Origin of the sequence: Paenarthrobacter sp. AR 02 (genome assembly GCF_021538675.1) — a bacterium.
Taxonomy (GTDB): Bacteria; Actinomycetota; Actinomycetes; order Actinomycetales; family Micrococcaceae; genus Arthrobacter.
Genome location: NZ_JAJUKH010000001.1, coordinates 979,813 through 1,006,291 on the forward strand (window position 1 = coordinate 979,813; position 26,479 = coordinate 1,006,291).

The window sequence follows — 26,479 nt, forward strand, 5'->3', positions numbered from 1 at the left end:
GCGGCTGACAATGAGCCCTTAAGTTCGCTGGACGCGGAGCTTCAGCCGCGGCAGCCGCACGAAGCCAGGCCTGACGCTGCCCGGTCCATGGCCACCTTGTTTCCGGGGGCACCCGGTTCGAGCCCGTTGCCGATGAACGAGAACACCAGCAGGCGCCCATCCGCATCCACCACGTACCCACTCAGGGCGATCACGGTATTCAGCGTCCCCGTCTTGGCGCGCACCAGGCCAGCACCAACTGCCGTGCTGGCGTCCACATACCTGTTATCCAGGGTGCCGGTCAGCCCTGCGATCGGGAAACCGTCCAGCGCCGCCCTCAGGGAAAGGTCCGGGCCGCTGGTGATTGCACGGACGACCTGGACGAACTGCAGGGCGCTGACCTGGTTTTCCAGGGCAAGGCCGGATACGTCAGCCAACTGCATCGAATCCGTGGCGATTCCCAGCTCCGCCAGCCTTTGCCGCACGGCCGCGGTGGCGCCGTCGTACGTGGTTTCCTTGCCGGACGCGGCTGCGGTCATCCGCCCCAAGGCCTCGGCGAGGAAATTATCCGAGGTCTCCAGCATGAGGTCCACCTGCTCGCTGACGGTGGCGGACTCAGCTTCAGCCAGCACCTTGGCAGGCAGGCCCTTGCCGCGTTCGACGCCGGGACTCACCGCGACGCCGGCAGCCGCCAGCTGCTCGGCGAAGGCCTGGGCGGTGGTGACAGCGGAATCCTGGGGACGGGGCCCGGTCATCACGGTTGGCGAGTATCGGCCCGAATTCAACGCAAGCGGAAAGAGGGGTGCGGTCTCGCCGGCGGCGACGTCGTCCAGGCTCCAGGCCGGGTTAAGGGGTGCGCCGCTGAACAGGGTGTCGTCCACCTGGACGGTGACGGGCCCCTTGACTCCGGCGGCCGTCAACGCGGTGGCCGTATCTGCGGCCAGGGATGCCAGGCCGGCCCGGCCCAACACGGCGTTGGGATCGGAGGCGGAAGCACCCAGCAGCACGTCCCCTCCCCCAGTCAGTACAACCGTGGAGGGATTTGCGGATCCCAGTACCCGCGTGGTGAAGCGCGTGTCCGGGCCGAGTGCTTTTAGTGCTGAGACGGCGGTCAGCAGCTTCATGTTCGACGCCGGGATCCGGTTGGCTGACGCATCACGGTCAAAGAGGACTTTGCCGGTGGACGCGTCCATGACCACCCCGCTGATGCTGCCCGCGCCGTCCGGTTTCAACGTTCCATCGAGGAGTGCCGTGACTTCGGCGGACGTCGGGAGCGGGGCGTTTGCGTCCAAGGGAAGGACCCCGCTGGCGTTGGAAAGATGGGAGGGTTCCAGCTGCCAGGCGGGCACTGAGGCTTCTGGTTTGGGCAGTGAAAGCAGCCCGGGCATCATCCCGGCCACCACAACGGCACCGAGGCACAGCAGGACTGAGGCCAAAAGCACCGGCCATTTCAAGCGCCCCCACGCCGCGGATAACCCCGCTCGGGCATCCCCGTTTTTAACGCCCATCATGGAAGTTGCTTAATCCTGTCAGTCCTGAATTGTCCCCGCCGGTTCAAGAAACCCGGTCCTCTCGCTATATCCTCAATAGTAGTCGGCGGCACCGGCTGCAATTTTGCCTGCCGCCAGCCCCGGGCTGAGCAGCCTGCCTGAGGCACCGTCACCCGTGACGGCCGCTTCGGCGGAGCGACGCCCCACCCACACCCGTCAAGGAGCATTCCATGAAGCACGACGTGACCATCGAGATCCCCAAGGGATCGCGCGTCAAGTACGAAGTTGACCACGAAACCGGCCGTGTCCGCCTGGACCGCGTCCTGTTCACCTCCATGCAGTACCCCACGCACTACGGTTTCTTCGAGAACACCCTGGGCGAAGACGGCGATCCGTTGGACGCACTGGTGCTCCTGCAGGACTTCGACCTCCACCCGGGCGTCATCGTTGAGTCCCGCCCGATCGGCGTCTTCAACATGACCGACGACGGCGGCGGAGACGCCAAGGTCCTCTGCGTCCCGGTTGACGCACGCTTCGACCACATCCAGGAAGTCAGCGACGTCAGCGAGTTCCTGATCAAGGAAATCGAGCACTTCTTCACGCGCTACAAGGACCTGGAGCCCGGCAAGTGGGTCAAGGCCGAGGGCTGGGGCGATCGCGCCGCTGCCGAAGCCGAGCTGGAAGCTTCCATCAAGCGTTACGTTCCGGCTGCGGGACACTGATTTAGCGAACGACGGCGGTTGGTGCGGTTCCCCGTGAACCCCACCAGCCGCCGTCGTTCTTTAACGAATGGATGGGCACCGCTCCCCATCGCGACATGCCGTTGGTCCCTTTAGGCTGGGACGAGACTTTTCACTGCATGTAAACAGGGGGTACCTCATGGCTGGGTTCTACGGTGCGGACATCGCACAGCTTCGCAGTCTGGCAGGCGTCATGGGCAAAGCTGCCGACGCCATCAGCCTGCAGGGCACGCAATTGTCCAATGCCATCAACTCCACGACGGCGTGGCAGGGCAGGGACGCCACAGTGTTCAAGGGCGAGTGGAACAGCCAGCACCGGCAGAGCCTGATGAAGGCCGCAAACATGCTGCGCGAAAACGCGAGCCAGCTGAAGAAGCACGCCAACCAGCAGGAATTCGCCAGCCACAACGACGGCTCCGGTACCTCGGTTGGGGTACTTAAGGACGTCTACGACAGCGGCATGGGCGTCAAGGACCTGGCAGCGCAGCTCTGGACGGCCTACAAGTACGGCAAGCTGGGCCGCGCGGAATGGGTCAAGACGCGCGAAGTCCTCACCAACTGGCGTGCCGGCGGAACCGTTGTCCGCGATGCCCTTACGGCGTTGCGCAACGGTGAAAAAGTCACCGACGTCCTCACCGACCTCAAAGCCAACATCCCTTACAGCCAGGCATTCCAGGACGCGAGCAAGTTCTCCAAAGGCCTTCGCGTTGCGGGTGCTTTGGCCGCACCGCTGAACATCGTGGGTGGCATCAGCGACATGATCAGCCCGGAGCACGATGGTTGGCGCGGTACCGGCGACCGCGTAGCTGGCGGCCTCTCCGTGGTGGGCGGCGTGGGCAGCATCATGCTCATGACCGCCGGCGGCGCTGCGCTTCTTGGACCCATCGGCGCCCCGATCGTGATCGGGGCCGGAATCGTTGCCGGAGCCTGGGCGCTGGGCAACCTCGTAGCGGACAACTGGGACTCCATCTCCAACTTCGCGCGGAACCCCGGCAGCTACATAGCCGACGGCGCCAAGGAGGTGGCGGGTTTCGCCAAGGACGTAGGCAGTAAGGTGGCAGACGGGGTCGGTAATGCCGCCAAGTCAGTTGGAAACTTTGTCGGAGGGATATTCGGATGACCACCAGCACCATGAAATGGACCCAGCGGGACATTGAGGCCGCCGCCAAGGTACTGGCATCAGCCACTGCCACGGGAACGCCGCTGCCCACGTTGACCGACGAAGAACTGGTGGCCCTGGACGGCGTCCAGCATGAGCAACTGGTGGCCACGCCCTGGCTCTCTGCCCAGGATGCCAACAAGGAACTGATGTGTGCCATCGCTTTGCGCGGGCTGCTGGCGAAGGAGCTCGTGTACCCGGTGATTTTTGAGGGCGAGACGGAGCCCTCCCGCCTCCATGCAACAGAGGACATCACCGGCGCCCTGACCCTGCGGCGCAGCGGCAGCAGCGTGATCTCCATTGAGCGCACCGTATCCACCGGCAAGCGCTGGCTGTACGGCTACCTCCATGACGACGGCGCCCTCCTCGAAGAAGTGGATGAAGGCGGACTCCACGGCTTCACCGCGGTGACCCGCGAACAGCTGGTGCCCCGGTTGGCCGAATTCGTGGACCCGGAGAAGGCAGCCCAGCGCGACACCGCCCCGACCGTGTACACGGAACCCCAGTTCGAGGAACACGCGGCCACCGCCCTCGCGGACACCCAGGCTGCCAGCAACGTGGTGGCATTCAACGCCGACACGGACGAGTTTCCCACCGTTACCGTCTACACGGGCCCGTCGGGCGTCCACGTCCTGACACCCCGGGTTACAGGCGAGACCGTCACCCTTGAGCTGAAGGAAACGTCCCAGGCATCCCTGGCCGGCGTCCTGGGCGGGCTCGCCGGACTGGCCTGACGATTCCTCCCCACGCTGCCTACCGCCGTCGAGCCGAAAGCCCCTCATGAGCAATCCGAAGTCCACTACCGCCACCGGTCTGGTTGACGCCGCCAACGGCCGTGCCGTCCGGCGCCATACCGACACGGGGGCGTACTTCGTCAAAGCCTCGGGAACCGCGCACTTCTGGGGCCGGGTCCTGGATGCGGTCGTTTTCCTGGTGGGGTACTCCGTGCTGGCGGTCATTGCTGCCGTAGTGCGTCAATCCATGATGAACAGCGGCTCCGCCCTGGGCTACAACGACGGCGCCTGGCTGACCATCTACGTGGTTCTGTGGTTCGTTGGCCTGTTCGTCTACGGCATGATCTGGGGAACCGTGGGAAGCGTCGGCGACGCCGCTGCCGGTATGCGCTCCGTGCGGATCAAGGACGGAACGACGGCGGGCGCCTGGTTGGGTGGTTGGCGGGCCATTTGCTGGTCCTTCTTCCCGTTCTTCGTGGTGATGGTCATCGCCGCAGCCTTCAGTGGCGGATCGGGCGACACCTGGGATCCCAAGTTCGCCGCCGTCGACCGCCGCTCCGGCCTGGCCCAAGGAATGCCGCCAATCCCGGACCCCAAAGCTGCCGCCGCCCAAAAAGCCGCAGCCGCGGAACAGGAAGGCCTCCCCAACCTTTACGGCCAGCGGCCGGATGCGCGGCCGTAACTGGCTGGTCCGCCGCGTTGAGCGGCGGCTGGAACCCCAGCTTGGGCGGCTCCGCTACGTAGCTTCTTCCCGGCGCATCTTCTGGAAGGTCCTTGTTCCCTGCCTGGTGGTGGGGTTCGTATTCGGGGCCATCGCTGAGTTCGTCAGCCCCATCCGCTCCACGCGGGAGGCCGGCCACTTCAACGATCCCCTCTTCTATGTCCTCACCAGCATCCTCACCGGGCTTGTGCTCTGGTCCATGACGTTGCTGGGCAGCTTCCGAAAGCTCCTGGTGTTCGACGGCGGGATAGTCGCCAAATACTCTCAAAATCACACCCTGCTGCTGTTCCCCTGGGCTGACATAGCTCCCGCGTCCCTCAAAGTGGTGACCACCCTGGACGGCACTGATCCGGAGCGGCGCCTGGTGGCGAAGCAGAAGGTTTCGCTGGGAGCCGGCGGAGTCAACGCACTGGTGTTCCGGGCGCGCGAAACCTTCTGGGTGTTCGCCACGAACGAAGACCTGGAAGCAATGGTGGGCGCTGTCCACGCCTGCTTGCGCCAAGCCGGAATACCCGGCGCCGGCCTTGCAGCGGCAGGCGCGCTTCCCGCCGTCGTGCTGACCGAACGCACCGCACTGGGCTAGCCGGAAGCGCCGCTCCGGACAAAGTAACAGGCAGATTTTCCCCTTGCAGAGCCGCTACCAGCCGGTAGCATGTGATCCACTATGTTCACTCTCACCATCAACCAACGCGACAGCCGCCGCGACGGCGACCTTGTGCCCCAGTTGCTCAAGGACCTTCGCCACATTCCGGCGCGGTTGGATTTCGACCGTTCGGTGGAGGATGAAGTGCAGGGCATTGTCGAGTCCAGCCATCAGGCGGTGGAGACGGCGTTGATCGCCCTCCGGTCCAGCCAGTGGTACGTGGGGATCGGGGTGGGGCCGATCAACGAACCGCTGCCCAACCTGGTCCGGGATGCTTCCGGGCATGGGCTCGTCTATGCCCGACGGGCTGTGGACCGTTTGCGTAACGGCAAGGAACGCATTCCGGTGGCGGTGGACGGCCCCCTCACAGCCCTGGCATCCGAAGCGGAGGCTGTGCTTCGGCTCCTCGGGCACATTGTGCAACACCGAAGTGCCGCGGAATGGCGCGTGCTGGACCTGTTGACGCCCGGGGTACGCGGCCAGCAGAAGACGGTTGCGCAGGAACTTGGCATCTCGACCCAGGCGGTCAGCAAGACGCTGGCCCGCGCACAGTGGGCCGAAGAGCATGCAGCCCGCCCGGCCGCCGCACGTTTGCTGCAAATGATCCTGGAAGTGCGCTGACGCACCCCTTAAAGCAGAACTGAGTGACAGCTAACGCCCTTCAGAACGGTCAGAAGGGCGTTTGCTGTCACTCGCTTGGCTAAATCAGCGGACTACTGGTTGCTGATGTTGTCCTTTGCTGCGGTGGCGCGGTCCTGAACGTCGGCGGCCGCGGCCTGCCCTTCGTCCTTGACGTTTGCCGCTGCTTCGGTGGCGCTGTCCTTGACGTTCTGCATCGCGTCCTGGGCTGGCTCCCTGAGGTGCTCAGCGACTTCCTGGGCTGCGTGGCTCAATTCATCGGTGAGCGGCTGGGCCGCGTCCTTAAGGGCGTGGGCGGCTTCGCGTTCCTTCTCCGACGGCGGGAACAGCGCTGACACCAGGAGGCCTGCACCGAAGGCGATGAGCCCCGCGGCGATCGGGCTGCCTTGGGCCTTGCTCTTCAGCACCTGCGGTGCGTCGCCCAGATCCGAGACGGCACCGGAGACATTGTCAGCGACGCCTGAAACGGCATCCCCGGCCCGGTGCGCGACGTTGCCTGCAGCATCAGAGACGTCGTCGCGGGCACCGAACACGGCCGTCTTCATCCTGTCCACCCGGCGGTTGACGATGTGCGACGGGGTGACCTTATCCGCCACGGCGTCAACGTTGGTGCTCAGCCGCCGGCGAGTTTCTTCGATATCGGCGCGCAGGGCGTCGGGGTTCTGCGTCATCGTGTCTCCTCAGTGTTCGGTTTCAAAGCAGGGGGTATTTCCTTGACGGTCTCAGCGGTCCTGGGCAGGCCCTTGATGGCCTTCAGTTCCTTGCGGCCAACGGAAGCCAGTACCGCGGCGATGATTCCCCAGATGACCGCCACTATGAGGGCGGACCATCCGAGACCAACCAGCAGGCCCAACGCCCACCAGAGCGCGATGGACAGGAACAGCACGGTGATGTGACCCGCGTATGCGGCTCCACCGAGCATTCCCGCGCCTTTGCCGGCCTTGGATGCGGAATCTTTGATCTCAGCCTTGGCCAGCTCCACTTCCTGGCGCATCAGGGTGGAGATGTCCCGCGTGACGTCACTCAGCAGCTCGCCAAGGGGAAGGGTTTCTGCCTTTACATGTGCTGTGGTGGGAGGCAGGTCGGCAGGACTGCTCATCGGTTACCTCCGTATTGGGGATCGTCCGGACGTCCCAGGCCATCGGGATCATGCGGGCCGGCCAGCGGATCGCCCTGCGCCTTGACGCCGCCGGCGTCGGTTTCCGGGTAGGGAAGCGTGGATCCGTCGTAGCCGCCAGTGGTTCCGGCGTCGTAACCGGTGGTTCCGGCGTCGTATCTGGTGGTGGTGGCTGAACCGTATCCCGCGGTGGTAGCCGTGGGGCCCGGCAGGTCAACGGCCGGCGGAGTCACGGCGCCGCCCTGGGAGGGCACGCCCTGGGTGGGGTAATAGGCAGCCCGCGGCGTCCCGGCAGCAGCAGTGCCGCTGGTTGAGGCGGATTCGGTGGCGTCGCCTGCCATGCCACGACCCAGACGACCGGCGAGGACACCGGCTCCGGCGGCCAGCAAGAGGAAAGTTCCGGGCTTGCGGCGGGCGAAGCCCTTGACTTCGTCCAGCAGGGAACCGGGATCCCGGCTCTCCAGCCAGTGCGCAATGGAGGACGAACGTTGGGCTGCCTGCTGGACCAAGTCCGTGGCGACACCACCGTTATCCGTCGAATTGGCCATGGTGGACAGCTCGTCGGAGATGGACCGCAGGCCTTCGGCAACACGCTGCTGCTGGGCCTGTGCTTGGTCGGTCAGCTCGCCCTTGGTCTGGGTGAGCAGTTGCCGGGCGTTAACCTTGACCTCCTGGGCCACGTGGCCAGCCTCGGTCTTGGCGGTATCGACCACGCCACCGGCAGCGTCGCCGACGGCGCCGGCAACTTCCGCAGCTTCCTGCTTTGCGGCGTCAACCTTGCCGGAGTTGTCACTTCCGGTTCCCGAAGCGGTTGTTCCTGCGGTGTCGAATTCCACGTCCGGCGAGTCCAGGTAGCTTCCGGTAAACGGTTCGGTACCTGCGGTGCCGCCGTTCCTTGGTGCCGCGAAGCTTCCGTCCTGCGGCGATTGGCTCTCAGTCATTGTCGCTCTCTTTCCACAGTTGGCAGGCTGCGGACAGCAGCCGGGATAGTAAGTATCGTTACTATCAAAGGGTTGTGTACCCGCTTGCCACTGTTCTAATCGCGCAATTTTGAAAAGATGGTCTCGCTACATGCAGCACGGTCCCGCTCGACACTTCCGGGAATACCTGCGAACGTGGGATCGATGAGCCTCATGCCCATCAGGCGGCGGCTGATTCCCGCGCTCCGGAAAACCATCACCAGACACCGGCTCCTGTTCGCCGCCAAGACAGCGTTGGCAGCAGGTCTTGCCTGGTGGCTTGCACCCTTCATGCCCGGTCCCGCCGCGGCCTACCCATACTATGCGCCGCTGGGTGCGCTGGTCAGCATGCACCCCACGGTGGCGGACTCGGCCAAGCACGGGCTGCAGAGCCTTGCCGGGCTGGTCCTTGGGATCGGGATGGCTTTTGTTGTCACTTCCTTTGCCGACCCAAATTCCTTCTCCGTTGCCCTGGTGGTTGGGCTGGGAGTGCTGATCGGCGGCCTGCCACGCCTTGGATCGGGGTCGGACTGGATCCCCATGGCTGCACTGTTCGTTCTGGTGCTGGGCGGCTCGAATGCAGAGGGGTTCTCCTTCGGGTACGTCCTCCAAATGGCCCTTGGAGTGACCGTGGGGTTTGCCGTGAACTGGCTTGTGATTCCGCCGCTGCACCTTGACGCGATCGACCCCGCAATCAGTGGGCACCAGGGCGCCCTCTCCCGGCAGCTCAAGGACATGGCCCGGGCCATGGAGGAATCGTGGCCACCCAACCATGAGGCATGGGCCAGCAGGAGTGACGAACTTTCCTTGACGGCCGCCGAAGTTCGCACTGCTGTTCACCAAGCCGAACTGAGTGCCAAGGCGAACCCACGCTCCCGCCGCCTGGCAACCCGGTTGCCGGGAGACCTGGCCGGTTTGCGGACACTCGAACGGCTCACGTTCCACGTGCAGGACATCACCGACGTCCTTGCCAGCGCCATTTGGGAGCGGGGCGCGGGAACAGTCATCCCCGATTCCTTGGTGGGCAATCTTTCCGACGCCTTGGAAGCCACCGCCTTGGTTGTTGACCACTGGAGGGACGCGGATTCGAACGAACTCGGATCGTTGTTAACGGCGGCAAAGGACTCGATATCCGCGCTCAGCGATGCTGTGGCCGAGGCCGCCGCGGGACAGTCACCGGTAAACGCCCCGGCGTCGGTGGCCATGAGCCTGCGGCGGATCCTCACCGTGGTGTTGTCCGCCGAGTAAGTCAGCGGGGTTTGAGCGGCGGCGACGCCTTCCGGCCCTTCCCCGTCCCCAGCCCCTCCAGCATTTCGGCCAGCGATTCCAGCGATGAATGCTTCGGCGACCATCCCAGCAACCTGTGCGCGCGGCCCGTGTCCATGATGGGCGCGTTCGCGGCCATGTCCACCCAGCCGCCGTCGGTCGCCTGCAGGCGGAGCCGCCAACTGGCCTCGACGACGGCGCGCAGCACCGGAAGCGGGAACGGCAGCAGCCGCCGGGCGTTGAAGGTCCACGCCAGGGCATTGGGGTCGATCACAGGCTCTGCGGCGATATTGAAGGCACCCTCCGCCGTGCGCTCGAGGACGCGCCAATACGCGTCGGCGACGTCGGACGCATGCACCGCCTGGAACACCAGTTCCTTGGGCAGGGCCAGCAGGGGCAACCACGGTTTGGGAGGCACCAAGCGTGACAGGAGCCGTCCCAGGAAGTACCGCCCTACCTCGCTCCCGGCTCCTGCGCTGAACGTCAACGCCGGACGAAGCCGGGCCACCACAATGTCCGGATTGGCCTTGGCGAAATCGTCCAGCAGCCGTTCCTGCGCAGCCTTATCCACGCTGTAATGCGACTTCGGAATCCCCGCCGCGGGCCAGCCCTCCTGGGTTCGCTGGTCCTTGGGAGCAGGCGAGTAAGCGCCCACCGAGGACGCACAAACGACGTGCCGCACACCGGCTTTCCGTGCCGCAGCCAAGACATTGGCTGTTCCTTCAACGTTGGTTTGCCGGAGCATTTCCCGGTGGTGGTTCGGCTGGATCAGCCAGGCAAGGTGCACCACGGCATCCGCTCCGGACAGCGCAGCCTCCAAGGCCGGCTGGTCCACGCCTTCCCCGATGTCCAACGTGCGCCAGTCGACGCCGCGGTACGGGGCAGCGTCCTGGTCAGGGTGGCGGCGGACCACGCCCACCAGTTCGAGATCGGCGCCTTCCTCGGAACGGGCCGCTTGCAGCCGCTTCAGGACCTCCGTACCGACGTGTCCGGTGGCTCCAGTGATCACAATGCGCATGGCGGAATTCCTCAGGGTTGCGGGTTGTCGCCCGTGGAGCGGATGCGTTCCAGTACGGCCGTGGTGGAGTGCTCGGGCACGTAGTCCAGGATGGTCACGGTGCCGCCGCAACGTTCCACAGCCGCGGTTTCTGCCAACATTTCCGGCGTGTAGTCACCGCCTTTGGCATAGACGTCCGGCCGGAGGAGCTCGATCAACGGAATGGGCGTTGGAGTGTCGAAAACCGTTACGTGGTCCACGCAGCTGAGGGCAGCAATCACTGCGGCCCGGTCAGCTTCATGGTTGACGGGCCGGTCCGGTCCCTTGAGGTGCCGCACGGATGAGTCACTGTTCAGGGCGACCACCAGGACGTCCCCCAGTTGCTTGGCCTGGTTGAGGTAGCGGGTGTGGCCCCGGTGCAGGACGTCGAAGCAGCCGTTGGTCAGCACGATCCTGCGGCCCTCACGGCGATGCTCTTCAACATGCCGGGCCAACTCCCCTGCCGTCAGCGCTGTATCAGCGAACCCGCTCAGGTGCCGCGTCAGTTCATCGGTGGTGCACACCGACGTCCCTGGCCGGTGGACCACGACGTCGGCAGCAGCCTGGGCAAGGTCGACACTGGTGGTCAGCGGCAAACCGGCCGCCCGGGCCAGGGTCAAGGCAGCCACGAAGGTATCGCCCGCTCCGGAGGCCTGCTTCTCGGCTTGCGGACGGGCCCAGGTCCGGTGGGTGGCAACCTCGTCGGTGTCGGGGCCGGACTTCACCGTCAGCGTCCCCTCCCGGTCCAGTGTCACGACGACGGCGGACGCACCGGAGGCGCGCAGGAGCTGCTCCGCATGTGCCTCCACGAAGGGGCAACGCGCGGCACCTCCCGGGAATTCGACGCCGAGCAACCGCGAGGCCTCCTGGGCATTCGGGGTAGCGAGGTGGGGCTTCAACCCTGCCCAGGCACCGGGATCGTGGGCATCAACAACCACCAGCCTGTCCTGGCGCTTGGCGGGTGCCAGGCTGTCGAGGAGCGCCGAGCGGACGGGCCCTGCCAGGGCCCCCGCCCCGTAATCGCACAGCACCACAGCGGCAGCGCCTTCAGTGGCCTCGGGCACCAACGCGGCCATCACCTCAAGTCCCTCTGGAGGCAACCCGGTGGCTGTGTCATCCAGACGCAGCATCACTTGTCCCCCGCTGCTGACCCTGTATTTGGTGGTGGTGACCATCTCCGGATGTGACACGACGTGGGAAACGTCAACGCCGGCATCCTCCAGCTGCTCGAGGAGCTGGAGGCCCGCGGCGTCCTCCCCCACAACGGAGACGAACCGCACTTCCGCTCCCATCGCCGCCAGGTTCATGGCCGTGTTGGCGGCCCCTCCGGGCGCAAAGTCGCGGCGCTGCACCTGGACCACCGGGGCAGGCGCTTCGCGGCAGAACCGTTCAATGGTTCCATCCCACCAGCCATCCAGGATGGAATCGCCGATGACTGTCACAACAGGACGTTCCTGGGCCAAGCGTGCTGGCAACCAGTCAGCCAGGCCTTCTTGATTGGAGAGGCGTGCCATGGGGTACCTTCCGGTTGGATGACAGTTTCCTGTTCCCGACAGGTACCCCGCGGCACGGGCTTTACACGCCGGCCCTGGAGTTTCCGCTATTGACGACGAAGGGAAGTTCTCATGGCCACGGCTCCCACACCCGGAATAGGACCGGTGTTGGAAAAATTCGGCGACGTCAGGCGGATTGCAGTCCTCAGGGGTGGCGGCTTGGGGGACCTGATCTATACCTACCCGGCCCTGTATGCCCTGAAGATCGCCTACCCGGATGCCACCATCACACTCCTGGGGACACCCGTCCATGCCGCAGTCGCGGGCGCAACCACGGGGCCGGTGGACGAGGTCGTGATGTTGCCTGTGGCGCGCGGCGTCCACGACGGTCCCCGCAACGGCCAGCGGTTCGACGACGACGCTGAGGACGTTGCCGCCCAGGAACAATTCTTTGAGGCCATGCGCGCGGAAGCGTTTGACCTGGCCGTCCAGATGCACGGAGGTGGACGGTTTTCCAATCCTTTCCTCCTCAGGCTGGGCGCGCGGCACACCGTCGGCACGCGCACCAAGGACGCCATGCCCCTGGAGCGGAACCTCGACTACGTCTACTACCAGCACGAACCGGACCGGTGGCTGGAAGTGGCGGGCCTCGCCGGAGCACCCACCGTGGTCCCACCGCCGCTGCAGCCGCACCCGGACCACCGGCAGGACGTTACCGGCCTGCGGGACCAAGCCCGGAATTCCTTGGTGGTTCTCCATCCCGGTGCCACCGATCCACGGCGTCGTTGGCCGGCGTCGAACTTTGCCGATGCCGCTGCCGCCTTGGCGGCAGAAGGCGCGCAGGTGCTGGTGGTGGGCGACCGCTCAGAGAAGGCTTTGGCCCAGGAAGTCGTGGAGCTGGCTGTTCGCCAACTCCCGGCGACGGACCGGCAGGCAGTGCGGTCAGTGGCCGGGGAGTTGGGCATCGGTGAATTGGCAGCGCTCCTGGCCGAAGCAACGGTGATGCTTGCCAGCGACAGCGGTCCGCGGCATCTGGCGCAGGCCGTGGGCACCCCGACCGTTGGCATCTATTGGGTGGGCAACGCGTTCAATGCCGCACCGCGGGGACGAGGCCTGCACCGCGTCCACATGTCGTGGGTGACCCACTGCCCACGCTGCGGCGCGGATGTAACGCAAGTGGGCTGGACCGCTCCGCACTGCGGCCACGACGACACCCTGATCTGGGGCATCGCCGTGGCCGATGTTGTTCAGGACGTGTTGGACCTTACGGCCACGAGCCTTCTTCTGCGGGGGTAATCAGGAGTTCGCGGACCTCGCTGCCGAACGGCTGCGAGAGTGCGAAGACCACTGCTTGGGCCACGTTGGCCGGGTCATTGAGCTTGGAGTCGTCCTGCGGCTTGTACTGTTCGTCCCGATCGTCGAAGAAGTGGGTCTTCATGCCGCCCGGGATGATGGTGGTGACGCCAATGACTCCCCCGGTCTCCGCTGCGAGCGCCCGGCTGAAACCGATCACGCCGAACTTCGAAGCACAGTAGGCGGTGGCGTCCGGCAAGGCCCTGAGGCCCAGCGTCGACGCGATGGTGATCGCGCGGCCACGGGATCCCTTGAGGTAAGGCAGGGCCGCACGGATGGTGGAAACGGTACCCAAGAGGTTCACTCCGATGACCTTTTCCCATTCCTCGGCAGCGACGTCGCCCAGCTTCCCGCAACGATCGATCCCTGCCGCGGTGACCACCCCGTCCAGGCCGCCCAGGCTGTCGGCGGCTTCCTTGACGGCAGCTTCCACTGCTTCGCGGTTGGAAACGTCCACTTCCAGGGCTTTGGCACCCGAGACGTTGCTGACGTCGCGGTCGAAGACGAACGGCGTACCGCCGGCGTCCCGGATGGCTTCCACGATTGCTGCTCCCAGGCCGGAGCCGCCTCCAGTGACGATGACGCGGCCAGGTGTTTGCGTGTTCATGCGGTTCCTTTCGTTGATTTCCAACTCGTGGGTCAGCTGACTTTGGCCAGTGCTGCAGCCAGGCCGCTGGTGGAGCGTGCCGGGTGGAAGGGCACAGTGACGCAGCGCCCTCCCCAGCCCGCGACAAGGCGGGCCTCCGGCAGTTCGTCGGGTTCGTAGTCGCCGCCCTTGACCCAGATGTCGGGCCGGATCCCTTGGAGGCAGGCCTCGGGGGTGTCTTCGTCGAAGACCACTACGGCGTCGACGCATTCAAGTGCCAGGAGCAACTCCGCGCGGTCCTCGACGCTGACAATGGGGCGGTGTGCACCTTTGAGCCGGCTGACGGATTCGTCGGAGTTGAGGCAGACAACCAAGCAGTCGCCCATGTTCCGCGCAGCCGCCAGCGTTCGGGCGTGGCCGGCGTGGAGCAGGTCGAAACAGCCGCCGGTTGCCACCACCGTTCCGCCCGCCTCCCGGATGGATTGGGCGAGCTGGACGCCGTCGGGGATGTGGCTGTCAGGGCGTATCGGTTCGACGTTGTTAAGTCCGACGGCGGCACGCACCGCGGGCGCTTCGGGCAGCGCCGCGGCGCCTCCCTTGGCGAGGAAGGCCGACGCATCCTCCACGGCCCTGGCGGCGGCTTCCTGCAGTTCGAGCCCCAGGCCCAGGTACACGGCCAGGCTTCCCGCGAGCCGGTCCCCTGCACCGCACGGATCGCTCACCGATGTCCTGGGCGCGGGGATGTCCACCGTTCCATCGGATGTTTCGACCAACACCGCCCCGTCTTCGCCCCTGGTCACCAACACGGCATTGCTCTGCCACTTTTCCCGCAGGTGCTCGCCGGCTTCACCGGCACCGGTCCGTGAGGGGTTCAGTCCGCCCGCTTTGGCTGACGCGAGCGCTTCGGCCAGGTTCGGGGTTACGACGGCGACTCCGGGCACGGGTTCCGAACCGGCAGGATGCGGGTCCCACACCACCGGGAGGCGGCCGACAACCTCCGTCAAGGCCGCCCGAATCCCCGGGTTGGCGGTGATTCCACGTCCATAGTCGGCCACGACCACCGCATCGGCGGAAGTGATTGCCGCGAGCATTGCAGGGGTGCTGGACGGAACGGGGGCCGGCGCACACCCTTCGTCGAAACGGACCATCGGGTGGCTCCCGATCCGCACACGGGTCTTGGTGGGGGTAGGGGCCAGCGGGTCGCCGGCGAGCACCGACACACCGGCCAGTGCGCGCCTGAGGTGGCTTGCGCCGTCGTCGTCCGATACCGCGGTGACCAGCGTGACGTCGTGGCCATCCTGGGCAAGGACGGTGGCCACCAGGCCTGCTCCGCCCGCACGGCGCCGGATGCCTGCGACGTCCACCACGGGCACGGGGGCGTCGGGGCTGAGACGGGTGGCGGCACCATTGATGTCCACGTCAAGGAGGACGTCGCCTACCACCGTGATCCTCATGGCTGGCCGCCCGTGTAGGGGCCGGACCGGCGTGCGATCTCGGCATCGAAGGCCCGGCAGACGGCGTGCACCGCGATCAGGTGGCCTTCCTGCGCGTTCGCGGCGATCGCGTCCACGGTGATGGCCTGGTCGCAGGCGTCGGCCAGGGGGTTGGGACCGGTTCCGGTAAGGGCCCAGGTGGTGATACCGCGTTCCCGTGCGGCGCGAACTGCTTTGAGCAGGTTGGGGCTGCGGCCGCTGGTGGACAGGAGGACCAGGATGTCGCCCGAACGGCCGTGGGCCCTGACCTGGCGGGCGAACACTTCCTCGTAGCCGTAGTCGTTGGAAAGCGCGGTGACGGCAGAGGACTCGGCGTGGAGTGAGATGGCCGAGAAGGGCGCGCGCTCGTCATCGAACCTGCCAACGAGCTCAGCTGTGAGGTGCTGCGCTTCGGCAGCTGATCCGCCGTTGCCCGCAGCCAGCAGCCGCTGGCCCGACAACAGCCGGATGGCGAGTTCGGTACCCCATTCGCACAACCGCCCTGATTGCGAGCGCAGGGATTCAAGCGCGGGCAGGACGTTGTCCAGATGCGTTGTCACCGCCTTTTGGTGCGTGGGCCCGCCGGTTTCGGGAGTCCACCGTGCCGGGGCTGCCACATGGCTGTTGATGGTCACAGGGCTTTTGATGGTCACAGGGCTTTTGATGGTCACAGGGCTTTTGATGGTCACAGTGCCGTTCCTTCCAGTGATTCCAGGCCATTGCCAGCCTGCCGGGAGAGACCGGCGGCCAGGACCGAGCGATAGGCCTTCTCGGTGTCCGCGGCGATCCTGTCCCAGGTGTAGCGTGAGCGGGCACGGCGCGCGCCGGCGCGGCCCATGTCGGCCCGCAATGCGGGATCGGCGAGCAGCTTCCCCACAGCTTCGGCTATCGCTTCCGGGTCCTTTGGCGGGACATGCAGCCCCGTTTTCTGGTCGACGACGGTCTCCCGGAGTCCGCCCACGGCGGCCGCCACCACCGGCACCCCGCACGCCATGGCCTCGAGAGGCACGATCCCGAAAGGCTCATACCAGGGGGTGCACACCACGGCATCGGCGCTGCGGAAAATACCGGGCATGGCGTCCCTTGGAACCTGTCCGCGCATGGTCACTTTGTCTTCGACCCCAAGTTCCTTGGCCAGTGCATGGAGGCGCTGCGCTTCGGGGTCTTCCTCCAGGGTGAGGGCGTCCCCGGAGCCGCCCACAATCAGCAACTCCACATCGTTGAAGCCTGCGTCCGCCAGGAGAGGGAGTGCGCGGATGATCAGGTCCACCCCCTTGCGTTGCACGAGGCGTCCCACGCTCAGGATCCGATGCGTGCGCGGGGTGGGTTCGGCGTCGGACGTTCCGGGGAACAGCGTCAGGTCCACGCCGCAGGGGGCAATGGAGATTTTGGACCGGCTGATGCCCAGGGCCTTGAGTTCGAAGACTTCATCGGGGCAAGTGGCGATGACCCAGTCTGCGGTGCGGCCCACCCACGGCTCCAACCAGGCCCGGGCTGGTGGGCTGGTGTCCGCGGAGCCCTGGTGGCGGCGCTTCACCGAACCAAGGGCGTGGAAGGTCTGGACCACGGGCACGGGATCGGCGGCTCCGGCACGTTTGGACGCCTGGATCGCTGCCAGTCCGGACATCCAGAAGTGCGCGTGCACGACATCCGGGAGGGCCTCGCCCCAGTCCGCACAAATCCCGTCCGCCAGCTCACCCATGAACGGCAGGAGCTCGTCTTTGGGGATGCGCCAGGCGGGCCCCGCATCGACGTGCACCACAGTGAGTCCAGGCCCCACCTGCACCTTCGCCGGCAGATCGGGGTCATCACGCCGCGTGTAGACCGTGACGTGGTGGCCGCGGGCAGCCAGGCTGGACGAGAGCGCCGCTACGTGGACGTTCTGTCCACCGGCGTCGACGCCTCCCAAGGCGGCCAGCGGACTGGCGTGTTCGGAGACCATGGAGATTTTCATGGGTGCATCCTCTCGGTGTCATGGCTGGCCTGGGTGTGGTGGCTGACCGGTATGAGCCCGGTTAGCGGGCGCTGTCCATGCTTGGCGGGAAGATCGGCGAGTAGCTCGTCCCAGGCCCGGAGGAATTTCCCCAGTCCGTAGCGTTCGAGTGCTGCCTGACGGGCCCTCATGCCGATCGCGTAGGCGTCATCGGGGTCGTCCAGGAGGCGCTGGGCGAACTTTTGGAGATCGTCGACGTCGTTGGACACCAGGCCGGTACCGTGCGGGACTGCCCGGGCTGCTTCGGTAGTGGCGAGCGCAACGACGGGCATGCCCAGGTGCATCGCCTCCAACAGGGCAAGTCCCAGCGAGGTCCAGCGCAGCGGGTGCAGGTAGAGACGGCATCTGGCCAGTTCCCGGTGGAGGCGGGCGGCAGGAACGTCACCCGAAATCCGGAGGCGATCCCCGTCCAGGCCGTGGCTGCCCAGGTCCAAGGCAGACGGCAGAGCGTCCGTCCCCATTCCGAACACCCTCAGCGGTCCAACCCGGGCGAATCCGGGAAGCAAATCCGTGCCGGTGACCCGTCCACGCCGGACGGGCTCGTTGACCACCACGCCCATCTCCTCCTGGACACCGGTATAGAGGTGCCCTGGATCCGGAATCCCGTGCTCGATCACTGCAGTGGGGGCCGAGCCCGTGTCCCAGAAGAGCTGGTTGAAGTGGGTCACGTGGACCACCGGGATGCTGCGTTGGTCGGCAAGCGGATGGAGTGAAAAGGGGACATCGCCCTTGGGGGTGTTGTGTTCCAGGTAGACCGCAGGAACGTCCACTCCCGGGCGGCGGCGCAGGGCCTTGGTGACGGCTGCGATTTCCTCCGGCCGTTGCAGGACCACAGCGTCCACACTGTCCGGGTCCAGCGTGGCCAGGTCCACTTCCTGAGCGGCGACCGGCCAGTCACGTCCCCCTCGCCCCAAACCCCAAGGGCCGCCGTCGGGCAATGTGGGCAGCAGGTATTCGTGCCGGCCCCGGACGAACGCTTCCATCCATCCGCCGTGGATGTGCCACACCAGGATCCTCATGGTTTCCAAACCTTCCGTCGGGTGGACAGCGACGACACGCCACCCAGTAACCGTCCGACAGCTTCCACGACCTGCTCCGGCGTGACCGAGCTCAAGCACGGATGCCCCGGCACCGGACAGGTCCGGGCCCTGGTGTTCTTGCACGCTGCTTCCTGGTCGCCCAGCAACTCCATGGGTACGCCGTATGGTGCCCAGCGGATCGCCGGAACCACTGGCGCGAACAGGCAAACCACCGGGGTGCCCACCGCGGCGGCCAGATGGGCGGGACCCGTATTGCCGGTAACCACGACGGCGGCGCCCGCGAGTACCGCTGCGAGCGTGCGCAGGTCGGTCGCGCCCCCGAGGTTCCTGGCCGAAGGTCCCGCAACAGTTGCCGCGAGCGATGCTTCGGCCGGTCCCCCGGTAACCACCACCCGGTGCCCGTAGGCCTGCAGGAGTTCCACGGTTGCTGCGTTGTGCAGTGCAGGCCAGGCCCGTGCGGGGGCCGTGGCGCCGGGGTGGACCACAATGTACGGGCCTTCGCTGGCCAGTTCCTGGGCTGTTTTGTCCGGATCCGGGCTGGGCGTGATCCGCAGTTTGCCGTCGTCACCGTTGGGCAGGACATACCCTCCGGCATCGGCGAGCGCCAGGGCACGGACGGCTTCAGGCTGGTCCTCGGGGAAGTCCTCGCCTGGTTTGAGCCGGACGTCCAGCAGCGAACCGGCGTAGTCCGTGGAGGCGCCCATGATCTTCTTGACCCCAGCCAGACGGAGCAGCAACGCCAGCGGGAGTGGTGATTGGTGGAAGGAGGTGAGGATCAGGGCTTCCTCAATGCGGGAACTGCGGACAAACTCGATCAATGCGCTGGTGCTGTCTTCAGTGGCAGGGGGCGCGGGATTCACAATCCAGGGGCAGGCCCATGTGTGCACTTGGGTCACGCCGGGCAGCATCCCGGCCGCGCTTGCGCCTTCAGGTCCGCACAGCAGGACCACGTCATTGGGCCGGCTCCCATCGGGCCGGCTTCCGTTCGCCACAGCCCGCAGGGCAGGCCCGGCCAGGAGGACATCGCCCATGCTGTCCAGTCGGGCCACCAAGACCCGGCTCATACACGGGTGTCCTGTTCTTCAAGTGCCCCCGACAGTATGAGGTCCACTGCTTGGCCCAAGTCCTCGGCAACAAAGCGGGCGGCGGCGATTTCTTCGCGCCGGGTCACGTCCGTTGGCACCAACACACTCCGGGCACCCGCTGCGGCGGCCGCTTCCATGTCTGCACCGATGTCGCCAACGAAAGCGACTTCCTCCGGCAAGAGACCCAGCGTGCTGCAGGCTCCCAGAATCATGCCGGGGGCGGGCTTGCGGCAGTCGCATCCGTCCTTCGGGCCATGTGGGCAGATTTCCCACACATCGAACGGGCCCAGGAGTTGATCCACCCGCTGATTCACTGACATGACCTGGTCTAGGGTCACCAGTCCACGGGCCACGCCCGATTGGTTGGTTACCACTCCGGTGGCCAGTCCCGCCCGACGCACTCTCTCGAGGGCGGACACGGCACCATCCATGGGCTGCACCAGCTTCGGGTCGCCGTTGTACGGCACGTCAACGACGAGTGTTCCATCGCGGTCAAACAGGACCGCCTTCAACGTTCCGGTTCCTCCCATACCCGCAACGTTCCCCAGTTCTCCGGACGCTAAACAGTGCGGCCGTGAGAAGTTTCATGCGGCTAGACTCCTAGCGGGAGGCCTCCATGGACACTGTCGATAGCACCGAACAACCCTTGCTGCTCGCCCTGCGCGCCCTGAAGCTTGGCGACCTCCTGGTCGCTGTTCCGGCACTCCGGGGACTGCGGAGGGCATTCCCCGACCACCGGATCCTGTACGCCGCGCCGGCCTGGATCGCTGAAGCTTTGGAGCTGGTTGGGGGCATCCACCACCTGCCCACGCCGGGGCTCGACGATCCCCTCACGGTCCCGCGGGGCGCGGTGGACATCGCCGTGAACCTGCATGGAAACGGGGCCGAGAGCCGCACGCGGATTGATGAGTTGCAGGCCCGGCGGGTGATCGCCCATGAATCGCCCGGCCTTGAGGGGCCTCCTTGGTCCACCGGGTTACCCGAGCGCGAGCGTTGGACCAGGCTGCTGAATTGGCATGGGATTGACGCCGACCCCTTGGACTTTCGGCTGCACCGCCCCGCCGTTCCTTCGCCAAGTCCCGGCGCCACAGTGATCCATGTGGGCGCTGCGTACGGCAGCCGGCTGTGGCCGGTGGAGCGATTCGCCGACGTCGCGGTCCAACTCGCCGCGGCAGGGCACCGGATTGTCCTCACGGGCGGCACGTCGGAGCGCGGGCGCGCCGAGGAGACGGCTGCCCTGGCCAAGCTCAAAGGAGCAAACCTCGACGACGGTCTGCTGGCTGGGCGGCAGGGGCTCGCAGAGTTTGCGGCCACCATCGCAGAGGCGCGCCTGGTGGTCTCCGCTGACACTGGGGCGGCACATCTTGCCTCTGCCTACGAGCGCCCGTCCGTCGTTCTGTTTGGTCCCGCGCCCGCGGAGGAATGGGGTCCGCCGCCGGGCCCGCACGTGGTGCTGACCGCCGTCGAACTTCGCCGCGGCGACGTCTTCTCCGCAGACCCGGACCCCGCACTCCTGGCGGTCAGCGTGCGCGATGTCCTGGACGCCGTGGAGCGCCTGGACTGCTAGCTGCCCGTGGCCGTGTGGTTATAGGGCTGTTCCGTCCCGGAGCCGGACTTCGTCGTCCAAAAGTTTGGTTTGGAGCGAGACGAGGACCTTGGAAAGCTTGCGTGAAACCTGCATCTGGGACATGCCCAAGGCCTCAGCAATGGTGGACTGCGTCTCTTCGCGGTAGTAGCGCCGGTACAGCAGGTGGCGGTCCTCAGCGCTTAGGTCACGAATCGCATTCCGGAGAGCCAGCACGTCCTCCAACCGGTCAGTGGGGCAGCCAAAAGCAGACAGGGAACCCTGCAACCCCTCACGGCCTTCCCCCGCGGGAGCGTCCAGGGAATCCGGACGCTTACTGGTGCCAGCCATCAGCGCTTCGCGCACCTGGCAGGGTTCCAGCCGGAGGTCCTCTGCGACTTCCTCCGGGGATGGCGTCCGTTGCAGCACCTGTGTCATTTCCTCCGTCCGGGCCAACACCTGGCGACGAACGTCCTGGATGGTGCGGGGCGGCCTGACAACCCAGCAATGGTCACGGAGGTACCGCTTGACCTCGCCGGCAATGGTGGGGGCGGCATAGGCCGGGAAACTGACGCCCTTGGACTTGTCGTAGCCTCGGGAGGCCTTGATGAGGCCCATGTAGGCGACCTGCCTGACATCATCCAAGTCGTGCGTATGGGCGGAATACCTGGCCGCAATGGATTTGGCCAGATTGAGATGGTCCAGGACCAGGCTGTCCTGAAAACTTTGGCGGATGCTTCCTTCAGGGGCAACCGGAGGCCTGGTACTTACGTCGAAAGGTCGGGTTTGACGCATGGGCTTCAATCCTTTGACCGGATGAGGGGTGAGCCCACGGCAAGACTCCTTAAAAAGAGAAGCACACTTACTATTGGCTTTCAACGGGTGCCGGAGGTTAGTCTCGAAAGGTAGCCACCGCCACGGATCGGAGATACACATGGAAGACCCACAGCTCCTCGAGCCGAATTCCGTGGTGGCTGAGGTTCAGGACTTGCTGCTCGCCACTCCTGACGTCGAGGACTTTCTCCATGAGTTGGCCCGGCACTCAGCTGCCATGTTCAGCACTCCCGAAAAGGATGTGTATTGCGGCATCACCCTGATGCGGCAGCGCAACGCCGGCACCGTCGCCAGCAGCAGTGAACGCGCGCGCCAGCTCGACGAGATCCAATACTCCTTCGCGGACGGGCCCTGTCTTCACGCCTGCCGCGAGGCCACGCAAGTCCACATCCCGGATTTCGAGAAGGACAAAACCTGGCCCGAGTACAACAAGGCCATCACAGACCACGGTGTCCGCGCCGTCCTGGCTGTTCCATTCCCCCTGTCCGAGGGGGTCGCCATGGCTGGCCTTAACCTCTATTCAGACCGGCCCCACGCCTTCGACCAAGCCGCCGTGCAGCGTGCCAACGACTACGTTCAACAGGCATCCAAGGGCCTCCAGCTCGCCGTGCTGATCGCGCAACACAGCCAAACCGCCGCCAACCTGAGGGCCGCCATGGAATCCCGGACGGTGATCGACGTGGCGACGGGCATCATCATCGCCCAGAACCGCTGCACACAGGTCGAGGCCATGGAACTCATCAAGAAAGCCTCCAGCAACCGGAACGTCAAGCTCCGTGTGGTGGCGCAGGCCATCGTTGATTCAGCCGGGGGCGGACCGATCCAGACCGTGTTCAAGTAGGCGCCGGGCTTTCTGGCGCGGGCGCGGTCCCGGCCTTCTTCGCCACGCCCACCCCTGATCCCGGCCTTCTTCGCCACGCCCACCCCTGGTCCCGGCCTTCTTCGCCACGCCCACCGTTCAACGGCGTGCCCGACCAACAAGGCCGGGAGGCCCACGCCCCCACCAGTCCTCCCCAGCTCCTGTTTTGCACATAGGGACATCAGGGCGGCCGGATGAGTCGCTTTCTGCCTCAGTGTTCTCGTATGGACATTCCTTCCGGGCTCATCGAGACACCCGCAATCCTCCGCTCCGGAGGCAGAACCGACGCCGTGCACAGCAGCTTCATGGCCGGCAATCTTGTGAGGATCCGGCGCGGGTTCTACGTACCAACTTCCCAGTGGGTCGAGGCCAAGCCTTGGGACCGGTTCGCATGGACCCTGGCGGCCGCCACCCGAGCTATACCTGGCCTCGTTCTTTGCCGCGAAACCGCAGCATTCGCCGCAGGGTTACCAATACTTCAGACGCCATCCCATGTGGAATGCTTGACGCCCCATCCGAGCCGATCCGGTAGCCGACGCCCCACTTTCTTAGCCCACCAAGCCGCTGATCATGATGGTCGCGTCGTAAGGGAAACTGGTTACCCGTTGCGGTATCACCTTGGCCAGGAAGGACATCGGGAAACCCACGGAGAATTTACCTGCACTGGACTTCTGCGAACAGTCCTTGATGTGGCCTTCTCCTCCAAACTGAGCCAGTCATTGGTAGTCACCGATGGCGCAGCCCGGAAGCTGTGGCTCCGCGGAGAATTGGAGCCCGGCGTCAGCCTCCTGGAGCACCAGGAGCTCGCCGCTGCCGTTCGCTCACACCCGCACGCGGCGGCCCGGCATCGTGCCGAACTCGCACTGGCCCTTTCGAACCCCTTGGTTGAGTCCGCCGGGGAGTCCTACAGCCGTGCAGCCTTTCACTATCTGGGTTTTGAACAGCCCGAACTGCAGCACGACTTCAGCGATCCTGACGGCTTCATAGGCCGGAGTGACTTCTGGTGGCCTGGTCAGGACGGAAGGAAGGGTGTAGTCGGGGAGTTCGATGGCAAGGGCAAATACACGGACGCCATGTTGAGAAGAGGTGGCAGTCCGGAGGAGACCCTCTACCAGGAAAAGATCCGCGAAGACCGTATCCGGGCACTGGGCTTTGCCTTCGTCCGATGGGGATGGTCGCATGTCCGGGATCCGGAACGGCTGCGCAGGAAACTCATCGCGGCCGGGTTGTCTCCCGCGGGAAAGTCCGCGCTACTGAGAACCGTTTCCACATGAACTGGCGCCCAATCCGGCCCTTGTTGGCCTGCCGGCTCGTACTCCGGCGGGATATTCGTACATGTCCGGGATCCGGAGCCTGGAACGAGTCGGCGAGCACAAAAAGAAGGGAAATATTCCCTTCCATATTCAATGTATAACCCACACGGGGGCTTGCGGCAAGGCCCCCTGCATGCCGAACAATGGGTCGACGTACCCCCATCACCACAGAAAAAGGGAGTCGTGGGATGCCCGAAACCAGCCCTCTGAAATCCAGTGCTTTCGCCCTGCCCGAGCACCTTAACCGCAAAGCCAACCCCAAGCTGATTGGCAGCGATGAGCAACACTTTGAGGCAATTGCTGAGACGCTCGCGGAGTCCATCGCCGATCTGTCCGACCGCCTGGAGGAGACCCGAAAGCAACCAGCCGGTCGCGGCCAACGGGCGTTGGACCGCGACCAGGAGATCCACCGCCTGACTGCCCGCCTCCGTGCGCTCCGCCGCTTTGGGCTGGATCTTTGCTTGGGCCGGATGGTCCCAGAAGACACTCAGGAGCCGGTGTACGTTGGCCGTTTGGGCCTGAGCGACAAGCGTGGACGCCGTCTCCTTGTCGACTGGCGTTCGCCGGCCGCAGAGCCGTTTTTTGGTGCAACACATGCCAATTCCATGGGCTTGGTGAGCCGTCGCAGATACCGCTGGACCCGGGGCAGGATCAGCGATTACTGGGACGAGGTGTTTACGGCCGACGGGATGGAGGGAAACGAGGCCCTAGATGACCAGTCCGCGTTCATAGCCAGCCTGGGCACCAGCCGCTCCCCAGGGATGCGGGATGTGCTGGGGACGATCCAGGCTGATCAGGACGCGATTATCCGGGCCGGCTCACGGGGTGCCCTGGTGGTGGATGGAGGTCCAGGCACTGGCAAGACGGTGGTTGCACTCCACCGCACGGCCTATCTGCTGTATTCGGATCCCCGCCTGGGCCATCGGAGCAACCACCGGAAAAGCGATGTCCTTTTCGTCGGCCCGCACCAGGCCTACTTGGCGTACGTCGCCGATGTCCTCCCCAGCCTGGGAGAAGAGGGAGTGCAGACGTGCACACTCAAGGACCTCGTCCCGGAAGGAGCCGGCGCCGGGGATGAACAGGATCCGGAGGTGGCGCGGCTCAAGTCGTCCGTGAACATGGTGAAAGCGATCGAGTCGGCGGTCCGGTTTTACGAGGAGCCGCCATCGAAGGGGCTGACGGTCGAAACTCCGTACGCGGACATCCGGGTGAGCGCTGAGGACTGGGCGGAGGCTTTCGATGCCGCCGAACCCGGTACGCCACACAACGAATCCCGCGACGAAGTGTGGGAGGCACTGCTCGCTATCCTCATCGACAAAATGGAGGATCACGACATTCCTGAGGACATCCTGCGCCAAGCCTTCTCGCAGAATGCAGAACTGCGCAATGCCTTCAACCGGGCGTGGCCGCTGCTGGACTACAAGGGCCTGGTGGGAGACCTCTGGAGCGTTCCCGCCTACCTGCGTTTGTCGGCACCGTGGCTGAATGCCGAGGAAATCGCCGCCTTGCAACGCGAAGAGCCGGCCGCGTGGACGACCTCCGACCTCCCCCTGCTGGATGCAGCCAGACTGCGGCTGGGTGACCCTGAATCGTCGCAACGCAGACGACGGCGGCAGGTCGCCTTGGCTGCCGAGCGGCAACTGATGGACCGGGTAGTCGATGACCTGATTGCGGCCGACGACTCCGAACTCATGGAGATGTACATGCTGCGCGGGGACGACATGCGGGAGAAGCTCGTGGACGAGGATGGCCTGGAGGCGGCCGATCCCGACCTTCTCGCCGGTCCATTCGCGCACATTGTGGTTGATGAGGCGCAGGAGCTGACCGATGCGGAATGGCGGATGCTGCTGCTTCGCTGCCCTTCGCGAAGCTTCACTGTGGTGGGCGATCGCGCCCAGGCCCGGCACGGATTCGCCGAATCATGGGAGGAACGCCTGGAGCGCGTGGGAATGGGAAGCGTGCAGATCGCCACACTCAGCATCAACTATCGGACGCCGGAGGAGGTCATGGCAGAAGCCGAGCCCGTGATCAAGGCGCTCCTCCCTGACGCAAACGTGCCTGTTTCGGTCCGCAGCACGGGGATTCCTGTGCTGCACCAGCACGTGGATACGCTCCATCTGGTCCTGGACACCTGGCTCGCGGCCAACGCTGAAGGAACTGCGTGCGTCATCAGCAAACAAGGGCACTCCGACGCCGGTCCTGACGAGGGCCGCGTCTACTGGCTCACTCCGGAATTGGCGAAGGGGCTGGAGTTCGACCTCGTCGCCCTGGTCGACCCGGAAGAGTTCGGCGATGGAGGCCCGGGCCACGGCATGGGAGGCGCGGTGGACCAATATGTGGCGATGACCAGGGCAACCCGGCAGCTGATAGTCCTCCGAAGCACCAACGATGTTCCGTGATGACT

At 65.5% G+C, this 26,479-nt stretch carries 26 protein-coding genes; 12 read left to right on the plus strand and 14 right to left on the minus strand.

Annotated features, from left to right (window positions below; translation table 11 throughout):
- Positions 1–41: 41 nt before the first annotated feature.
- Positions 42–1,487, minus strand: a complete 1,446-nt coding sequence (dacB, locus tag LRQ04_RS04555) for a D-alanyl-D-alanine carboxypeptidase/D-alanyl-D-alanine-endopeptidase (RefSeq protein WP_235518674.1) — start codon at positions 1,485–1,487, stop codon at positions 42–44.
- 212 nt (positions 1,488–1,699) lie between these two features.
- Here dacB and LRQ04_RS04560 point away from each other — a divergent pair, with 212 nt between their 5' ends.
- From LRQ04_RS04560 to LRQ04_RS04585, 6 genes are all read left to right on the plus strand, one after another.
- Positions 1,700–2,191 (plus strand): inorganic diphosphatase, encoded by a 492-nt coding sequence (locus LRQ04_RS04560; protein ID WP_039239147.1) that lies wholly within the window; start codon positions 1,700–1,702, stop codon positions 2,189–2,191.
- A gap of 157 nt (positions 2,192–2,348) precedes the next feature.
- Positions 2,349–3,329, plus strand: coding sequence for a hypothetical protein (locus tag LRQ04_RS04565; protein WP_235517974.1), 981 nt, complete (start codon positions 2,349–2,351; stop codon positions 3,327–3,329).
- Positions 3,326–4,102, plus strand: coding sequence for a hypothetical protein (locus LRQ04_RS04570; protein WP_235517976.1), 777 nt, complete (start codon positions 3,326–3,328; stop codon positions 4,100–4,102). The genes LRQ04_RS04565 and LRQ04_RS04570 overlap by 4 nt, the downstream gene beginning before the upstream one ends.
- Before the next feature lie 46 nt (positions 4,103–4,148).
- Entirely contained in the window at positions 4,149–4,784 is a 636-nt protein-coding gene (locus LRQ04_RS04575; protein WP_235517977.1) for an RDD family protein, read from the plus strand.
- Positions 4,771–5,406, plus strand: coding sequence for a hypothetical protein (locus LRQ04_RS04580; RefSeq protein ID WP_235517979.1), 636 nt, complete (start codon positions 4,771–4,773; stop codon positions 5,404–5,406). Before LRQ04_RS04575 ends, LRQ04_RS04580 begins: the two co-directional genes overlap by 14 nt.
- An 81-nt stretch (positions 5,407–5,487) precedes the next feature.
- Positions 5,488–6,087 (plus strand): hypothetical protein, encoded by a 600-nt coding sequence (locus tag LRQ04_RS04585; RefSeq protein ID WP_211710431.1) that lies wholly within the window; start codon positions 5,488–5,490, stop codon positions 6,085–6,087.
- Between the two features lie 92 nt (positions 6,088–6,179).
- Here the strand turns inward: LRQ04_RS04585 and LRQ04_RS04590 are convergent, their stop codons facing one another.
- The 3 genes from LRQ04_RS04590 to LRQ04_RS04600 are packed head-to-tail and all read right to left on the minus strand — an operon-like array spanning position 6,180 to position 8,163.
- Positions 6,180–6,776: a DUF3618 domain-containing protein gene (locus LRQ04_RS04590; RefSeq protein ID WP_235517980.1), complete on the minus strand. Its 597-nt coding sequence runs from the start codon at positions 6,774–6,776 to the stop codon at positions 6,180–6,182.
- Entirely contained in the window at positions 6,773–7,204 is a 432-nt protein-coding gene (locus tag LRQ04_RS04595; RefSeq protein ID WP_235517981.1) for a phage holin family protein, read from the minus strand. Before LRQ04_RS04595 ends, LRQ04_RS04590 begins: the two co-directional genes overlap by 4 nt.
- Complete coding sequence (locus LRQ04_RS04600; RefSeq protein ID WP_235517982.1) at positions 7,201–8,163, minus strand: hypothetical protein; 963 nt, start codon at positions 8,161–8,163, stop codon at positions 7,201–7,203. The genes LRQ04_RS04595 and LRQ04_RS04600 overlap by 4 nt, the downstream gene beginning before the upstream one ends.
- Before the next feature lie 183 nt (positions 8,164–8,346).
- Between LRQ04_RS04600 and LRQ04_RS04605 the strand changes: the two genes are divergently transcribed.
- Positions 8,347–9,429 (plus strand): aromatic acid exporter family protein, encoded by a 1,083-nt coding sequence (locus tag LRQ04_RS04605; RefSeq protein WP_235517984.1) that lies wholly within the window; start codon positions 8,347–8,349, stop codon positions 9,427–9,429.
- 1 nt (position 9,430) lies between these two features.
- Here LRQ04_RS04605 and LRQ04_RS04610 read toward each other — a convergent pair whose 3' ends face one another.
- Positions 9,431–10,465, minus strand: a complete 1,035-nt coding sequence (locus LRQ04_RS04610; RefSeq protein ID WP_235517985.1) for an NAD-dependent epimerase/dehydratase family protein — start codon at positions 10,463–10,465, stop codon at positions 9,431–9,433.
- A gap of 11 nt (positions 10,466–10,476) precedes the next feature.
- Positions 10,477–11,997 carry a D-glycero-beta-D-manno-heptose 1-phosphate adenylyltransferase gene (rfaE2, locus tag LRQ04_RS04615; protein ID WP_235517987.1) on the minus strand — a complete coding sequence of 507 codons (1,521 nt, stop codon included), beginning with the start codon at positions 11,995–11,997 and terminating at the stop codon, positions 10,477–10,479.
- 111 nt (positions 11,998–12,108) lie between these two features.
- Here rfaE2 and LRQ04_RS04620 point away from each other — a divergent pair, with 111 nt between their 5' ends.
- A complete protein-coding gene (locus LRQ04_RS04620; protein ID WP_235517990.1) occupies positions 12,109–13,272 on the plus strand; it encodes a glycosyltransferase family 9 protein in 1,164 nt (387 codons plus the stop codon).
- Here LRQ04_RS04620 and LRQ04_RS04625 read toward each other — a convergent pair.
- The 7 genes from LRQ04_RS04625 to LRQ04_RS04655 all read right to left on the minus strand — a co-directional run bounded on the left by LRQ04_RS04625 (position 13,241) and on the right by LRQ04_RS04655 (position 20,035).
- On the minus strand, positions 13,241–13,936 hold the full coding sequence (locus tag LRQ04_RS04625; protein ID WP_235517991.1) for an SDR family oxidoreductase: 696 nt from the start codon (positions 13,934–13,936) through the stop codon (positions 13,241–13,243). The two genes, LRQ04_RS04620 and LRQ04_RS04625, sit on opposite strands and share 32 nt — an antisense overlap.
- 32 nt (positions 13,937–13,968) lie before the next feature.
- Positions 13,969–15,369 (minus strand): PfkB family carbohydrate kinase, encoded by a 1,401-nt coding sequence (locus tag LRQ04_RS04630; RefSeq protein WP_235517992.1) that lies wholly within the window; start codon positions 15,367–15,369, stop codon positions 13,969–13,971.
- Positions 15,366–16,004 carry an SIS domain-containing protein gene (locus LRQ04_RS04635; protein ID WP_235518675.1) on the minus strand — a complete coding sequence of 213 codons (639 nt, stop codon included), beginning with the start codon at positions 16,002–16,004 and terminating at the stop codon, positions 15,366–15,368. Before LRQ04_RS04635 ends, LRQ04_RS04630 begins: the two co-directional genes overlap by 4 nt.
- Positions 16,005–16,072: 68 nt before the next feature.
- The gene (locus tag LRQ04_RS04640; RefSeq protein ID WP_235517994.1) at positions 16,073–17,341 is read right to left on the minus strand and encodes a glycosyltransferase; all 1,269 of its coding nucleotides are present in this window, start codon (positions 17,339–17,341) and stop codon (positions 16,073–16,075) included.
- Positions 17,338–18,399: a glycosyltransferase gene (locus LRQ04_RS04645; protein WP_235517995.1), complete on the minus strand. Its 1,062-nt coding sequence runs from the start codon at positions 18,397–18,399 to the stop codon at positions 17,338–17,340. The genes LRQ04_RS04640 and LRQ04_RS04645 overlap by 4 nt, the downstream gene beginning before the upstream one ends.
- A complete protein-coding gene (locus LRQ04_RS04650; protein ID WP_235517996.1) occupies positions 18,396–19,484 on the minus strand; it encodes a glycosyltransferase family 9 protein in 1,089 nt (362 codons plus the stop codon). Before LRQ04_RS04650 ends, LRQ04_RS04645 begins: the two co-directional genes overlap by 4 nt.
- Positions 19,481–20,035 carry an HAD-IIIA family hydrolase gene (locus tag LRQ04_RS04655; protein WP_235517998.1) on the minus strand — a complete coding sequence of 185 codons (555 nt, stop codon included), beginning with the start codon at positions 20,033–20,035 and terminating at the stop codon, positions 19,481–19,483. The genes LRQ04_RS04650 and LRQ04_RS04655 overlap by 4 nt, the downstream gene beginning before the upstream one ends.
- 86 nt (positions 20,036–20,121) lie before the next feature.
- Between LRQ04_RS04655 and LRQ04_RS04660 the strand changes: the two genes are divergently transcribed.
- Positions 20,122–21,072: a glycosyltransferase family 9 protein gene (locus LRQ04_RS04660; RefSeq protein WP_235518001.1), complete on the plus strand. Its 951-nt coding sequence runs from the start codon at positions 20,122–20,124 to the stop codon at positions 21,070–21,072.
- A gap of 18 nt (positions 21,073–21,090) precedes the next feature.
- On the opposite strand, the gene LRQ04_RS04665 is transcribed toward LRQ04_RS04660, so the two are convergent.
- On the minus strand, positions 21,091–21,864 hold the full coding sequence (locus LRQ04_RS04665; RefSeq protein ID WP_235518002.1) for a sigma-70 family RNA polymerase sigma factor: 774 nt from the start codon (positions 21,862–21,864) through the stop codon (positions 21,091–21,093).
- Between the two features lie 139 nt (positions 21,865–22,003).
- Between LRQ04_RS04665 and LRQ04_RS04670 the strand changes: the two genes are divergently transcribed.
- From LRQ04_RS04670 to helR, 3 genes are all read left to right on the plus strand, one after another.
- Positions 22,004–22,744: a GAF and ANTAR domain-containing protein gene (locus tag LRQ04_RS04670; protein ID WP_235518003.1), complete on the plus strand. Its 741-nt coding sequence runs from the start codon at positions 22,004–22,006 to the stop codon at positions 22,742–22,744.
- Between the two features lie 707 nt (positions 22,745–23,451).
- Complete coding sequence (locus LRQ04_RS04675) at positions 23,452–24,036, plus strand: hypothetical protein (RefSeq protein WP_235518004.1); 585 nt, start codon at positions 23,452–23,454, stop codon at positions 24,034–24,036.
- Between the two features lie 227 nt (positions 24,037–24,263).
- Complete coding sequence (helR, locus tag LRQ04_RS04680; RefSeq protein ID WP_235518006.1) at positions 24,264–26,474, plus strand: RNA polymerase recycling motor ATPase HelR; 2,211 nt, start codon at positions 24,264–24,266, stop codon at positions 26,472–26,474.
- The last annotated feature ends 5 nt before the right edge of the window (positions 26,475–26,479 follow it).